General features: G+C 44.2%; 12 protein-coding genes. 5 read left to right on the top strand and 7 right to left on the bottom strand.

Going from position 1 to position 15,166, the window contains the following annotated elements; translation table 11 throughout:
• Positions 1–37 precede the first annotated feature (37 nt).
• A complete protein-coding gene (locus GGD38_RS21250; RefSeq protein WP_375301209.1) occupies positions 38–841 on the top strand; it encodes a hypothetical protein in 804 nt (267 codons plus the stop codon).
• Between the two features lie 13 nt (positions 842–854).
• Here the strand turns inward: GGD38_RS21250 and GGD38_RS21245 are convergent, their stop codons facing one another.
• Positions 855–1,370: a hypothetical protein gene (locus tag GGD38_RS21245; protein ID WP_375301208.1), complete on the bottom strand. Its 516-nt coding sequence runs from the start codon at positions 1,368–1,370 to the stop codon at positions 855–857.
• A 62-nt stretch (positions 1,371–1,432) separates the two neighbouring features.
• Between GGD38_RS21245 and GGD38_RS21240 the strand changes: the two genes are divergently transcribed.
• Both GGD38_RS21240 and GGD38_RS21235 read left to right on the top strand, forming a co-directional pair.
• Positions 1,433–2,710, top strand: coding sequence for a hypothetical protein (locus tag GGD38_RS21240; protein ID WP_375301207.1), 1,278 nt, complete (start codon positions 1,433–1,435; stop codon positions 2,708–2,710).
• Entirely contained in the window at positions 2,707–3,867 is a 1,161-nt protein-coding gene (locus GGD38_RS21235) for a hypothetical protein (RefSeq protein ID WP_375301206.1), read from the top strand. The genes GGD38_RS21240 and GGD38_RS21235 overlap by 4 nt, the downstream gene beginning before the upstream one ends.
• Positions 3,868–3,908: 41 nt before the next feature.
• On the opposite strand, the gene GGD38_RS21230 is transcribed toward GGD38_RS21235, so the two are convergent.
• The 5 genes from GGD38_RS21230 to GGD38_RS21210 form a co-directional block, all read right to left on the bottom strand.
• Positions 3,909–4,460, bottom strand: coding sequence for a discoidin domain-containing protein (locus GGD38_RS21230; RefSeq protein WP_375301205.1), 552 nt, complete (start codon positions 4,458–4,460; stop codon positions 3,909–3,911).
• A gap of 5 nt (positions 4,461–4,465) precedes the next feature.
• On the bottom strand, positions 4,466–5,971 hold the full coding sequence (locus GGD38_RS21225) for a RagB/SusD family nutrient uptake outer membrane protein (RefSeq protein ID WP_375301204.1): 1,506 nt from the start codon (positions 5,969–5,971) through the stop codon (positions 4,466–4,468).
• Positions 5,972–5,981: 10 nt separating this feature from the next.
• Positions 5,982–9,239: a SusC/RagA family TonB-linked outer membrane protein gene (locus GGD38_RS21220; protein WP_375301203.1), complete on the bottom strand. Its 3,258-nt coding sequence runs from the start codon at positions 9,237–9,239 to the stop codon at positions 5,982–5,984.
• Between the two features lie 97 nt (positions 9,240–9,336).
• A complete protein-coding gene (locus tag GGD38_RS21215; RefSeq protein ID WP_375301202.1) occupies positions 9,337–10,512 on the bottom strand; it encodes a FecR family protein in 1,176 nt (391 codons plus the stop codon).
• Positions 10,513–10,584: 72 nt separating this feature from the next.
• A complete protein-coding gene (locus GGD38_RS21210; protein ID WP_375301201.1) occupies positions 10,585–11,175 on the bottom strand; it encodes an RNA polymerase sigma-70 factor in 591 nt (196 codons plus the stop codon).
• A 178-nt stretch (positions 11,176–11,353) separates the two neighbouring features.
• Between GGD38_RS21210 and GGD38_RS21205 the strand changes: the two genes are divergently transcribed.
• Positions 11,354–12,646 carry a DUF3472 domain-containing protein gene (locus tag GGD38_RS21205; protein WP_375301200.1) on the top strand — a complete coding sequence of 431 codons (1,293 nt, stop codon included), beginning with the start codon at positions 11,354–11,356 and terminating at the stop codon, positions 12,644–12,646.
• A gap of 87 nt (positions 12,647–12,733) precedes the next feature.
• On the opposite strand, the gene GGD38_RS21200 is transcribed toward GGD38_RS21205, so the two are convergent.
• On the bottom strand, positions 12,734–13,345 hold the full coding sequence (locus tag GGD38_RS21200; protein WP_375301199.1) for a hypothetical protein: 612 nt from the start codon (positions 13,343–13,345) through the stop codon (positions 12,734–12,736).
• A 1,037-nt stretch (positions 13,346–14,382) separates the two neighbouring features.
• Here GGD38_RS21200 and GGD38_RS21195 point away from each other — a divergent pair.
• On the top strand, positions 14,383–14,916 hold the full coding sequence (locus GGD38_RS21195) for a hypothetical protein (protein ID WP_375301198.1): 534 nt from the start codon (positions 14,383–14,385) through the stop codon (positions 14,914–14,916).
• Positions 14,917–15,166 lie beyond the last annotated feature (250 nt).

The raw sequence follows: 15,166 nt of genomic DNA, 5'->3' as shown, positions 1-15,166 counted from the left end.
ATATTTTTATTTTCTGAAATGATCAAATACAAAAACCATGAAACACCTGTTGTGTATTTTAGCCGCATTCGCTTTTGTGTCACTCCAAAGTTCTGCTCAAAAAATAGGCATCCAGCCATCCATTCTGGAGTTTCATGTAACCCCCGGCGTTGCCGAATCGCAGGCGATCAGGATCAGTAATAACTCCGATGCAAAAGTATCCTTTCATTCATACCTTGCCGATTGGCTAAGGGACAGCACCGGAGGGCACCATTATTTTAAACCCGACACCCTTAACCGTTCGTGCGCATCGTGGATCACTACAGATAAACAATTTATTGAAGTTGCGCCCGGTAAAAGCGATGAAATAGTGGTTCGACTTCAGGCACCGTTAGATCCTGCTATGTGTAAGCAAATGAAATGGGCAATGCTTTTTCTGCAAAGCGCCGAAGAGCAGGACAGCGCCGACCGTAAAAGCAAACAATTCAATACTAAAATAAAGGAATTACTGCGGGTAGGGGTACACATCTATCAAACTCCGCCATCAGTTGCTCAAATGAGCGCCAGAGCGCTCACCATGAAACCCGTGCCAGGAGAAAAAAATACCTACGATTTTTATATGGTGAATACCGGAGAAACCATGTTGCAATGCAAAGCACATATGGCGCTTACAAATATTGAAACCGGCAAAGAGTTCAAACTGGATAAGATAGAATTCCCGGTGTTTCCTGATGGACAAAGAATAGTACGCCTGGTAATTCCTGCTACTGTTCCTAAAGGAAAGTATTCTGCACTTGCCATATTGGATATTGGCGAAGATGCTTCACTGGAAGCTATAGAACGTACAATTGAAGTGAAGTAAAGCAGCAACTATTTTAATCGCTTTGACGGTAAAAATAATTGATATACTCAATTCGCCGCAGGTAACAGACATTCTTTTTTGGAATTACCAGCACAAGCATGTGCCTGGAAGCATCGACAAAGGTCCTGTCTTCAGGCCTGTAAATTATTGCCAGCCTATGTTTCCGATAATAACCCAGGTCCATATTCGCTTTCAGGCTATCGCGCAGATCATACAGTGAGATCGTTTTTTTCGCAAATCTTTTTGCGTAAACAGCCTCGTCGTATACGGCGAGCGTATCCTTCGATAAGCTGATACTTATTTTGAAGTACCCAAGCGAATCAATGAAGTCGCGCGGTTTTCCGTTCCGCACGAAACCATAAACGGTATATCCCCGGGCATAAATACCTTCATTAATTTCATTATTGCGTAAACTGTCGTTTTTCAGTAGAATAAATACGGTATCAGCGTATGGCGCCGGCATTGCTTCAGCTGCCGGTGCTATCAGTGCCGATAAAACGATTATTATTGCCAGAATTGTCGATTTCATATTCATTGCGCGGGCGCAAAGATATTGTATCTTGCATCTTTAACCTTAAATCCTGTACCACTATGGGCTTAGACTACTCGATAAAAACATATATAAAAAAAGATAAACTGCCCGCCAGTTTAAAATGGTTGTCCGAAAACTCCGTAAAGGGAGAAAAAACCTTACAGATCAGGTGTAATAATGAAATATCCCATGTAACCGGTCTTTATTTTAAAATTAAAAATCACCCTCCTTTAACTGCCGATACGATAATAGAAGATTTTACGGTTTTGGATTTTTTTACTTCATTGATAGTTGATATTGACCCCAAGGTACTTGCTTCCGTAGCTAATGATGCCAATTTTTATTCTGAGCCCTTTTTGTGGCTGGAAGATTATAAGGAAGATTTTGAAGAGCGTTACTTAGGGAAGGGAAAAATAAGCGTAGGTGGTTTTGATACTACCATTAAGAAAATTGAAAACAGCGACGTTTATGAAATGAGCTTTATGGCTGTTACCAGCAAGATGAGTTTAATGATCGCAAAATCAATAGCCGTTAAAAAATGGATAGTAGACTTTTCTAAAGCATCCGATGCCATTTTTTCCTATGTAGATATGGAAGACTTGGGCCGTAATGTTTACTATTACAAAGGCCCGGTAAACCTTACTTTAAATACCAATTACGATACCCATCGCTACCCGGCATTCGCAACGTTTTTCAACGATTATCGTATGCTTCTTACATCCTCCGGAAGGCCTTCTGAAAATACGGGTCTAAGCGTTAGCATCGTAAGTTATTTTAAACAGGAAATGTTACCGGCCTGTTTGCAATGGTTACAAAACAACACCTGGGCCCAGGAAAAATTGCCTTTTCCCGTTCCCCGTAGCGGTGAAACAGTTCATTTTTCAACCAGTTTGATCTTTGATCTTGATTCAACAATAATTGTCTGTGTACAGGACCTGCAATTTGATATGGACATGGTTAAAGATTTTAAAAACAATTTTGAAAGTATTTATTTACAAAATGGTAAAGTAAAAATAGGTCCCTTTGAGGTTAGGCTTACTAAAATAAGGGACAGCGATCTATATGAAATAGCTTTCAGGCCTAAATTCCACTGGAGAGACACCTGGGTTATTAAAACTTCCTTCACGGTAAAAAAATGGATCCTGGAACTTTCGATCGCCGCAGACTCGATATTATCCTTTATAGATCAGGAAGTCACAGGACATCGAATATTATATTACAAAGGATATCAATTAGATTTTAAGATCCACGACCTGGAAGAAATAATTTCATCTGCATCGATCAATGATTTCTTTTCTGACTGTTACGCACTTGATCCCAGGGAAAATGATATATGATGAACAAAGACAATTTTGTATTTAACGGAGACTGGTCATTCGAAATAGTGTTGCATGCATTTGCCGGATTTCAGGAACGACGCGGCCCTTATACAGCCAAATCTTCTGAATTGCCAGCTAATGGATTGGTGATAATTGAATTCGAGGACGACCTCACCGATAACCCCGACCCATACGTGGAACAGCTGAATACGCTGGATTTTATCTTTAACAATCACGAGAAGATCGCACATGCCCTCATTGAGAAAACTGTTCAATACACTAATCACGGAATAGAAGAGGAGCATCAGCATATAAAATACCATACCGTTAAATCTGTAATGGGAGTAGCCGCAATAACTATCCAAACGGTTTCAAAAGACGGCGTCTCTTATTATGATATCGCATGTGGTTCTGATTTGGAAGAGGAAAATGGTTTAAATTTTCTTTTTCACAAGGAGCGGATCGTTTCTTTAAAACCCAACACCGGCATTCCCCGTTGGGACGCCTTAAAAGACAATGGTACGTACGAACAATTTGCCAATAAACCGCGCGAAGGTAAAATTATTCAAAGGTACACGCCGCATCCTAAGTATAATAAACTAAAGCCATCACAACAGTTTGCCAACGACACCTATGAACATAGCCTGATTGCCCGGAAATTGAACGACAGATTTATAAATGAGGTGGAAAATGGAACGATTGATATAAATGGCATATACAAAGGTCCGGACTGGAGCTATCTTGAGTTGACTTACTGGTTTAATAACAATGAGCTTAGTGAATATTTACTCTCAAAAAAAGCACATATCAGGTATGCGCTGCACATGTGTGTTGACTATGCCTACAGTGAAGAAGCACTGGCCATGCTTTTAAAACACGGCGCCGATATAAACGCCTACGATCATAATGGAAAAACAGTTATTTACAAACTGGTAGCCTCGTTACTTTACTGGATAGATGAGCATTATAGGTTAAATTACCATACACACTTTGAACAACCGGCTGATACCCCGGAAAACTTTAAACAAAAGATCGCCCATTTTATAAGATCAGGTGCCGACCCAAACATCAGGAATCTCAATGGGCAGAATTGTTTTGATGTCATGAAAAATGCTTCAGCAGACATTCAAATACAGGTCAGCAATTTTTTGCAGGATTGTTTAAAACAAAAATAAGGCATGTAAAAGGCCTCCCGGGATGTTGGGAGGCCTTTGTTTTACTTCGTTGTATATACATCTACCTCAGCCAGAAAAGTATGATTGGTACCGGCTACCTGTGGCTCCAGCGCCGTTATTTTTAAATAACGCCACCCGGTGGCAGATGATACCGGGTACGATTGTACATCATTGGTGATGGCAAATGCATATTCACCCAGTTTGGTAAAGCTACTGCCGTCCTTACTTGCCTCCAGCCTGAATGTTTTCATACCACTCTTGTTAGGTGTAGAAGCCTGCCGGTTGGTTATATCAACCGTTACCAGGTTCAGCTCCTTTTTCATATCTATCAACACCCAGTGCGGATAGGGTACTACTACCGAATAATCGGTATGCCAGTAGGTAGTCGGCTTGCCATCAATAACTGCCGATGCCTTACCCGTGTTTTCCCAGCCATCGGGTGTTTCACTGTCTGCAGTGGCCGTCCAGCCGCTTTTGTCGGCCCGCGCTGCGGTAGATTTGTCTTCAAAGATTACCGCATCGGGTTTATTGCAGGCCGCTATTAATAAGATGCCCAAAGCTATAAATGCGCTATATAAAGTTGAATGTGTCATATTCATCAGGGATTTTGTGTAAGGTTGGGGTTCTTGTTTATTTCTGCCTGGGGTATAAAGAATACCACACGGTTGTCGCCCGGTTGTACGGTTTGATTAACATTACCATTTACAACCTGTGAGCCCGGGTAATTGCGTACCACCGGCCGGTTGTTCCTGAACAGGTCATACGCCCTGTGCCCTTCAAACGCCAGCTCAAGGTACCGTTCATCAAGCACTACATCCAGCGCCGTTTTACCGCTGGCCGCTATACTTGTTAGTGTATGTAATGCGGCGCCTGAGAGTGAAGCCCGCTGCCTGATCTTATTTACATCGTCGAGCGCCTGTTGTGCATTACCCAGTTTGGCGTTTGCCTCTGCCCGTATCAAATACATTTCGGCCAGCCTGAGATATACCGGCGAACTGAGGTTTACAATTCCTTCCTGCAAACTGTATTTGTTTATATAATACATAGGCGTATTGGGCGTAAGCTTGGTGTTGTATTGCAACACGCCGTTCACTTTTAAAGGCGAAATAAAACTGAACCGCAGGTCGCCGGGATTTTTGCCCAGGGTATCGATATATTTCTGCGAAGCATATATTTCGGCCCAGCCGCTATAAGCCTGGCTTTGCGCCACCCCGCTGGCATCGCCGCTGAAGTACATACTGCCTATGGCAGAAAAACCACGGTCTTCTGTTTTGGTATGGCGAATACAGAAAATAGTTTCTTTATTGCCTTCGGGCACATTGCGGAAATAATTGGTGTACTCACTGCCCGTTAACAAACTATACCGGCCCGAATTGATCACTTTATCGGCATACTCTATGGCTTTGGCATTTTCTTCTTTATACAGATACACGCGCGACAAAAGCGCATACGCTACTTCTTTTGAAGCAAATGGGTTGGCCTTGCCCTGGGTGCCACCGCGCATAAGGTCTGCGGCTTTTAACAGATCGGCAATTACAAAATCATATACGTCCTTTACACTGCTACGCGCCAGCGTAGCTTTAACCGTGTCGCTTAACCCGTCTTTTAAAATGGGCACACCGGTGTTGCTGCCATTGCCCTGCGGATACGGCCTGCCAAAAATGCGCACCAGGTTAAAATGCATCATGGCCCTTATAAATAAGTTTTCGCCTTTTAATTGCCTCAGCTCATCGCTGGCATCGTCGGGTATAACACCAATGATACGGTTAGCGGCTTCGGCGGCTTTATAGGCCTGTCCCCAAAACAGGTTGGGATGATCGCTGGTGGTTAAATGCGTATAACGGTAAGCGCGGGTAAGATCATCGGAAGAATTTTGTCCCTGCGCCACTTCGTCGGTGGGGTACTCCATAATAAAATGCCCGCTTCGTACATAACCCGCATTCTTAAACAGGGCATAGGTGCCTATAGTTGCCGTTTCAATATCGCCGGCATTGGTCAATGCCGAACTTTCATCGATAGCCGTGGAGGGAACAAAGGTCTTTCTGCATGAAGACAAAGCCATGATGATTAAGAATAGTATCGTAAGTATGTTGATTGATTTCATTGGAGGCTTTTTATAATGAGATATTGACGCCAAATAAGATCTTTTTGCTGATGGGGTATTTTATCAACGACGATCCCTCGCTCAGCACCACTTCAGGATCGGTACCGCTGAAGTTGGTGCCCGTCCATAAATTGTCACCGCTGATAAACAAGCGTACAGTTTTTAATTTGGCGCGGCCGGTCAATGAGGCCGGCAGGTCGTATCCCAGTTTTATATTTCGCAGCCTTATAAAGCTGCCTTCTTCGAGGTAGCGGGTAGAAGTGGCATTGGATGCATCACTGCGGCCATGTACCGGTTTGGGATGCGTGGCCTTATCGCCGGGTTTTTCCCAACGGCTCCAGCCTTTCGCCAGTACCATTTGGTTATAGCTTTCATAAAGGCCATCATTGTCGAAATAAAAACGGCTTTCGTTATACACGTAATTGCCATATACGAAATTCAAAAAAGCGCTTAACGAAATGCCTTTGTACGAAAACGTGTTGGTAATACCGCCGGTGAATTTGGGCGCGGCCGATTTACCCGTAAACTCTCTGGTGGCAGCATTGTAATTATTGGTATACGTTATATAGTTCTTTCCATCGGCATCGGCCAGCAGTTTCTGCCATAAGGGGCCGCCGGTTTGTTCATCAACACCAGCCCATACCGGCATAAACCATTCGTCCATATCGTGCCCAACGGCAATAGGCTGCGAAGCAGAAGGGTCTACTTCTTTACGGCCGGTGTTTACCGCCAGCACTTTGTTGCGATTGAATGCCATGTTAAAGCTGGTCTCCCAGGTAAAAGCACCGGTAACATTCCTGGTATCAATATTAAATTCAAGCCCTCGGTTACGTACGGTACCAACATTCTCCCATACATAACTGTAACCGGTTGTGGCCGCCAGTGGTGTTTTAAACAACAGCGAGGCTGATTGTTTTTGATACAGGTCAACACTAAGCCTAATTCGTTTAAACAGTTCTAGATCGAGGCCCAGGTTGGTGGTCTTTATTTTTTCCCAGGTAAGGTTGGGATTGCCTTTTTGATCGGGATAGGCGCCGGGCGCGTTGGCATAACTGGCCGCCTGTGATATTGTGTACAAACCCAGGGCGGCGTAGTCGCCAAACTCTGCATTACCCGTGGTGCCGTAACTAACACGCAGCTTAAGCAGATCGATGGCCGCAATGTTCATAAACGATTCTTTACTAATGATCCACGAAGCACCCAGTTGAAAAAAGTTTGCACTGGGGTTGTTGTTACCAAAACGGCTTGAGTAATCGTTTACAAAGGAAGCAACCGCAAAATACCGGCCTGCATAGTTATAGTCGGCCTGCGCCAGCAGCTTGCTAAATATATATTCATTAACACCGCCGGTGATGTTCTTTTTCTCGCCGGTAGCTGTTGTCAATGCATCGCGGCCAGGCGGTAAACCGGTGGCATAAGTGGTTACCACATCGTAATACGATTTCTCTATTTCCGATACGGCCAGTACACTAATGCCATGATTGCCGAATGCATTTTCGTATTTCAACCGGTTTGATGTAAGCAGGTTGTTGGTATACGAAACGGTATTGTTTACATACCCGCCATCTGTGGCGCCTTCTTTTGAACGTTTGTCATAATAAGCGTCGCTGCGGTAATTGTAAAACCGGGCGCGGTTATACGAAGCCAGGCTGATGGTACGGGTAAGTTTATAATCGAGGTTAAGGTCGCCATTGATATTAATGCTTCGGGCCTTTGAGAAATTGTATTGCAGGGAGTGAAGAAAATTATCGCGGTCGCGGCCATACCATTTACCAAAGCGGGCATCTTTGGGCGTGCCATTCACATCATATGCCGAATCGAATGGCAGGTTAAGGTAAGCATCATATACGGTAGCGTCGGGGTTATAAGTATCCTTGGTAAAGATGCCATTGACCAGGGCGCTTACTTTTAACCGGTCGGTTATTTTATGGGTAAGGTTGGTGCGAAAGTTATAGGCTGTTTTATCATTGTTTATGAGCGTACCTTCTTCGTAATAATAATTACCGGCAATATAATATTGGGTTTTGTCGCTGCCGCCGCTTGCGCTCAAATTGTAACTCTGCACTTTGGCTTTGCGAAAGGCAAGATCCCACCAGTTGGTATTTGTATTTAACACGGCAGGGTCGGGGTTGTAGAATGTTGTCTGGTAATCGTACAACTGTTGGGTGTTCATGAGTTTAAAATTACCATTGGTGGCTTCGCTGCGCCCCATGGTGGCGCTGAAATCGATAATGGCCTTGCCCGACTTACCGGTTTTGGTAGTGATGATGATAACGCCATTGGCTGCGCGCGATCCGTATAAACCGGTTGCGGCCGCATCTTTCAGAATGGTCACCGATTCAATATCATTGGGGTTGAAGGTGCCGCCGATATTGCCATCCACCACATATAAGGGTGTTGTTTTGGCGGTAATGGTGCCGGCCCCACGAATAAGCACTGTAGGCGCTGCCGTAGGATCGCCCGAACCTGCCGATACTACTACGCCCGGCGCTTTACCCTGCAGCAAACTGGTTAATTCATTGCTGGTTACATCGCGCAATTTATTGCCCGACACAACAGAAACGGCACTCGACAACTGTGATGCTTTTTTTGAGGAATAACCAACGATCACCACTTCTTTTTCTTCAATAACTTCTTTCTTCATGATGATGCTTAGGGCCAGTTCGCTGCCGATGGTTACCTCTGTACTCTTATAACCCACCATGGAAAAATGCAGCACATCGCCTTTGCTTGCAGTAATGGTAAAGGCGCCGCCGGCATCGGTGCTGGTGCCCCGGCCATTTGCTTTTACCACAACCGAAACACCCGGTAACGGCGTGTCATGTTCATCTTTAATAATGCCATGCACTTCCAGTAGCACAGGTGCAGTTATTCTTTCTTCGATACCGGGTGGTTGTGGCGCAGGTATTGTTCTCGAACTGATAACAATATAGTTCCCATTGATCCTGAACTCGAGCGGCTGGTGCGCAAATACCAGGTTGAGCACCTCGTTCAACGGCAGGTTGTTTACGGAAAGGCTTACGGGTTGGGCGGTTTTGATCATTTCTTTACCGTAAATAAAGCTGTACCCGCTTTGCTTTTTTATTTCGCCCAGCACTTTTTCAAGTGGCTTGTTCTTTGCCGAAAGCGTGATCATTTGTGCACGCAGGTTGGCAGTAGCATGAAGGCATGCCGCAAGTAGTAAGATGGCTGTCAATTTCATAACCCTTAATAGTTTAAGAGTTCCGCCCCGGTAGCTATAGGCGCGGTCATTTGCAGTTAAATGCATAGCTTTGCATTGAGTTTTGGTGATTAAAAAATGATGGCTAGTCGTTTTTTATTACTGAACTATGCCGCTTCGTGTACGAGACGAAGCGGTTTTTTATTTAAGGTTTCATTACGATTACTTTATTTCCTTCTACCACGAATTTGATCTGCTTCGTCATCTCCAGCAGCGTAAGCAATTGCGATACGGGCAAATCGCGTTCTATATCAGCTACAAAAGTTTCGGTGATAATGTCTTTATATTCCACTTCTATATTGTACCATCGCTGCAGCTGATCCATTATCTGCTTCACGGTATTACCGTTGAACTGAAAGCGGCCATTCTTCCAGGCCATGATCTGCTCAAGATCAGCTGAACGGTCAATGGTGAATGGTGAATGGTGAGTGGTGAGTGGTGAATTGGCCGCCAATACAGACTGCTCTCCAGGTCGCAGGACTGCTGCCATTTGAGATTTCACGTTTGCCGTTTCACGTTTCACGACCCGCACGCTTCCTTCAAGTAACGTAGTTTGTATCCGCTGCAGATCATAGCTATTAACATTAAAATGGGTCCCCAGCACCTCTACAATTTGTTCCCCGCTTTTTACGAGGAAAGGCGCGTTTGAAGAAAGATGCGCCACTTCAAAATACACCTGTCCGGTAACCTGCACTTCACGCGGCCCTTTGCCAAATGAAGTAGGGAAGCGGATAGAAGAGAGGGCATCGAGCCAAACCTCTGTTCCATCACTCAGTTGTAAATGAAACAACCGACCCTTTTCGGTGGCAATGGTATTATACACCACTTTGCTGCTGCTGCTATACGTTAAGGTGCCGTTCATTTTCACCGCCTGCATGCCCTGCAGTGTAACGGCGCCATTTATAATGCTGTCCAAAGCTTTTTTACTGCCATCTGGCAGCGTTAAGATCACCTGTTGTTTGGCAGGCGCAATATCATTTCTGAACCGTTCCTGTTGCGACAAATGCGTATAGCCGGCGGGCGCTGCTTTTCTGTTCACAAACAGATAGAAATAGCCGGCGCCCAACAGCAGCAGCAATACGGCCGCAGCCCACCACAAGGGCTTCCTTATTATATAGATCCGTGAAGCAGGGGCATTGATCTGTTGCAACAGCCGTGCTTCCATCCGTTGCTGCACTTCTTCCTTTTGTCCATCGGCCCATTGCCATTCACCGGTTTCAGCTAGTTCAGCAAACCATTGTTCAACTAATTGTTTTTCTTCGGGTGTACATTCACCGGTACGGTATTTTTCCAGGAGGGTTCTGGCCTCATTGTTATCCATGGCTTGGTATTGTTATACCCAAGAGTCCGCTGTCAGGAAACGACAGGGGTAAAAGAATTGAAAATATTTTTTTTAGAACAGCAGGTATAACAAAGCTACGTGAATGGTAGCCGAATGAGCGCCAAGTGCGGTCTTTATCAATTGCATGGCATGCTGAATATGTTTCTTCACCGTTTCAACCGAAATACCCAGCTGGCGGGCTATTTCTTTATGGGTAAGATGTTGCTGCCGGCTGAGGCGGTATACTTCCTGCATTTTAGGCGGCATTTGGGCCACCGTATTATAAATAGTTTGCTGAACTTCTTTTAGCTGCAGTTTTATTTCTATAGAAGCCGGTAAATTATTTTCAGCCGCATCGGTAAGCATGGCGAGGTAATCGCGGCGGGTAATATTCTTTTCAATATAATGTATGGCTTTGTATCGAACACTTACCTGTAAATAGGCATCTAATGTTCCTTCAATGTGAAGCTCTTTGCGGCGTTTCCAAATGGAAAGAAAAACATCCTGCACCACATCTTCTGCTTCCTGTTGACCGCGCAATGCTTTCACGGCTGTTATAAACAGATCTTCCCAGTAACGACGGTAAAGAAGGGAAAATGCCTCCTGGTCGTCATTGCTCATTCTTTTGAGCAGTACGTCGTCGGTATAAGTGAGCAGCGTCATAAGCAGTAGTAACTAGATAAAAATAAGCAAATTTTATGCAGATAAATCGTGCAATCGATTGTGTAGATTTATTGATTCGGCATAAATTAATTTACCCCTGTATTGATAGTTCGTCGGACAATGTTCAAAATCATCATTAACCTTCAAACTATCACTTATGAAGCAAAACCATTTATGTATGATCACATTCTGGCTCTGTATGTTTTTTTCTTTTTGCAGTAAACACACGCAACCTGCTGATGCCGCAGCAGAGGAGCGTACGGCCACCGTTGAAGCGGTGCCGCCTGCTTCGGAATATACCATTTCCATGGGCGGTAACGCATACGTTACCACGCTGGCTTCAGGTTCTTCGGAAACGGTTACCTCCACTACGCTCGCAAACTGGACGAATGCCAACAGCAAATTCAGCGCTTATTTCAGGCTGGCACTAACCGGAACGCTTACGGTAAAAATGCGGGCGAGTGTATTGCCGTCGGGCACCAGTTCTATACGGGTTACTGTTAACGGCACGCTGTTTACGGTGAATTTATCGGGAAGTGCCCAAACGGTATATACCGTGGGAACAGTAAACATAAGCACGCCTGGTTATGTGAAGGTAGATTTTCAGGGGCTCACTAAAAGCGGCAGTTATTTTGCCGATGTGTACGACCTGCTTATCAGTGGTACCGCCACCGCGTCGAACGTGGTGTATGCCAACGATGCGGCTAATTATTACTGGTCGCGCCGCGGACCAAGTGTGCATTTGAATTATGGTTCACCGGCCAATACAGAATGGTTCTATAATGAAATGACCATTCCGGCCGGGGAAGACAAGATCGGATCTTATTTTATGGCTAATGGGTTTTCGGGTGGTTATTTTGGTATACAGGTGAATTCTTCTACCGAGCGCCGGGTATTGTTTTCAATTTGGGATCCTGCAACCGGCAAAACCACACTTGTAAGAAAAGGACCTAACGTAGTAGACAATGCGTTTGGCGGCGAAGGTACGGGCGGCCAAAGTTACCTGGTGTTTAACTGGGCGGCCGGCACCACCTATAAATTCCTGACCCAGGGCAAACCAGACGGTAATGGCAGCACGCTTTTCTCGTCCTGGATCTATACACCCGAAACCAGCGCCTGGCGTTTTATCGCCACATGGAAGCGGCCTAACACCAACACCTACCTAACCGGCTTGCACTCATTCCTTGAAAATTTCAATCCCAACCAGGGCTACCTGGGTCGCAAGGTATTGTATAATAATCAGTGGGTTCGCAGTAGTGCCGGTGTATGGTCTGAACGCACCAGTGGTTCGTTCACAGTTGATGCAACCGGCGACAACCAGCAGCGTATGGATTTTAAAGGCGGTTTGGATAATGGTAAATTCTATTTGCAGAATGGCGGCTTTTTTGCCGACTATGTATCAGAAGGTGCGGTGTTTAACAGACCGGCAATGGGTGTGCAACCGACGGTTGACTTAACTACATTGCCTTAAAAGTTTATTGTAAAAGGATTAAAATATGTAAAAGGCCTCCCGGCGTGGGAGGCCTTGTTTTGTTAATGAATCATTGTTTACTAATGATCACTGAATGATGCAGGACTTAATTGGCGAGTACACCATATTTCCGCCCTTACTCATTGCAGCTACCCGTAACCAGTACGTTTTACCCGAAGCAAGACCGCTGAATGTAAAGTCCGGTTGCGGAGTTGTTTCGCTGTACCACGTGGTCTCCGACGTAGGCGGCTCAGTGGTATACTGGTGTACATAAGCCCTTGTACCTCTTACCCGTTTAACCTGGGTGGTTACAATACCCGGAGGGCCTAACGTTACATCCAGTTGACCAATGGCCGGCATGTGGCCTTCACCTTTTTCACCAGAGATGGCAAAACCGCTTGATAATAACATGGTACGGTCGCCATTACATTTACTGGTTACATAAGCAGCTAATTCATTTAAATAACCTATCATTTGCGCCTTCAGGTCTTTTTTACGTGAAATAGCTACTTTCTCGCGGGTTTTGGCGTCAGCCACTGCGCCAATATAAACAGGCAACAATTTTCTTATTAAATCCAGCACCGGAGGTGGATCGGGAAAACTTTCATTGTCTGTCATTTCTTTGTCGATGTGCGTAACGGTCGATGACAGTTCGGTGTCACGATCACGTTTGTAAGTTTTTAAAATTATAGATTCCATTTTGTTTAAATTTTAGTTTGTTAATAATTAAAATACCTGCTACTAATAGGTACCTGTTACACTTTTATTGGCCAATAAAGGTGAGAAGCAAACGAGTGCATTGTTTAACCATTCAAGTGCGGATCCTTACATTCGTCCGGTTGCCCATTGCTGTTCGTTTGTTCCATACAAAGGTGGGGTAGAACCATACTCGCTCCAAGCAATGTTCCTTTTTGTCCAATTTGTCCATAATTTTAAATAGAACCATGTATATAGTTGAACGAATGGCGGTACGAAAAACACGGATAGTTATCTTGATCCGATTCATTGTATTCTTACAAGAAAGAACTGCTATTGACATTTATCAGTATCCGAAAATGATTTAGCAAATACTGAACAGAAATATACCGATTGGTATTTTCAATTTCGGCGTTGCTTCATTACAATGGACCATTGCTACGTTACAACGGAGCATTGCTACGCAACTCCGGCGCGTTGCTTCGTGTAATTGGGCAATTGCAAGCTTACAATGACATCAAAGCCACTTGCAATTGATTATTGTAGTGAGATAACAGTCGTTGTAAGTGATTTGCGAGCCAATTGCAAGCTGCAATGGTCCATTGTTGAGTTGCAACGGGCCATTGTTGCGTTGCAATAGTGCATTGTTGGCTTGCAATGGTCATTGCAGTACAGCAATGCTGCATTGCAGCTTACTTACGGAGCATAGTAAGCTACATATGACTTATTGCAACGGAGATACGTATCAAAGTAAGCTTCCAATGACGAAAAAACAGCAACTTATGCTTCATTGTTACAAAACAACGCGCCAGGGCTGGTTTGCAATAAAACAGAGCAGCGAAGCTGCGTCATGATGTAACACACACATGATGCAAATAAAGAAAGCAATAGACACTTTCATTGCGGATATTGAAAATAATTATAAATTCATACATCCTTTCAAGTTATACCTGTTCCTGTTTTATCTCACAACAACTTCCTGGTAGCCTGATGTGGTAGCAACGCAGAACGTAGCTTTAAATACCACAAACCATATAACCATGTATTATTGCAGCAGGTCGAAAGACATAGAATACTCACTGGAAAAGATCCATATTCGAATGGCGGAGTTGAGAGAAATAGTTCCGGAAACGGCAAAGCTGCCGCCTACGGGAAACGAGGACATCATAAACGGCCTTAACCTCGATCATCCTGTAACGGAGTTTATTATTGAGTATAGCGTTCTTATGTTCTGGGCAAATAATCCGCCCGATCCGCGTGGCGAAAAAATGTGTAGCAGACTGCCGCCATACTTTATACATGTGAGTACAAAAGAGCTGGCCCTTGCACTTGGCTATCACTATAAAACTGTGGAACGGGCAAAAAAACTAGTACACGATACGCTGCAGTTAAAAGAACGTGCAGATATTACGGTAGACGAATTTTGTAAGATATTTAATTACAAACAAGAAGACATAGATAAAGTACACCAGAACCTGGAATATATAAGATTAGGTAAGTGGAATAAGATAAAGGAAATTCATGCGAAGCAGGGATTAACATCAAAAGATAAAAAAACAAATAAATCAGATTGACCAACATAAGTACAAGCTGCACCGTGAAAAACACCTTTTTACCTTAATCAACACCGTAAGAAGGCGTGTTTATAAAAACAGGTAGTTGTACGCATAAAGGGTTATACGAAAAGCAATAATTTTGGCCCATCAGTTGAACCACCTGCACTGATCAGCTTGCTTACCACCCCTGTTATTACCTGTTAAAGATCAATTTGTAAGGCAGTTATATCTGCAACAAAAAACCGTTACACCCCGGTTAGTAGCATTT

The sequence above is a fragment of the Niastella sp. OAS944 genome (genome assembly GCA_024809215.1).
In the GTDB taxonomy this organism is placed as follows: domain Bacteria; phylum Bacteroidota; class Bacteroidia; order Chitinophagales; family Chitinophagaceae; genus Niastella.
The sequence above is the reverse complement of the archived record's forward strand: the minus strand, read 5'-3'. Positions and strand labels throughout refer to the sequence as shown.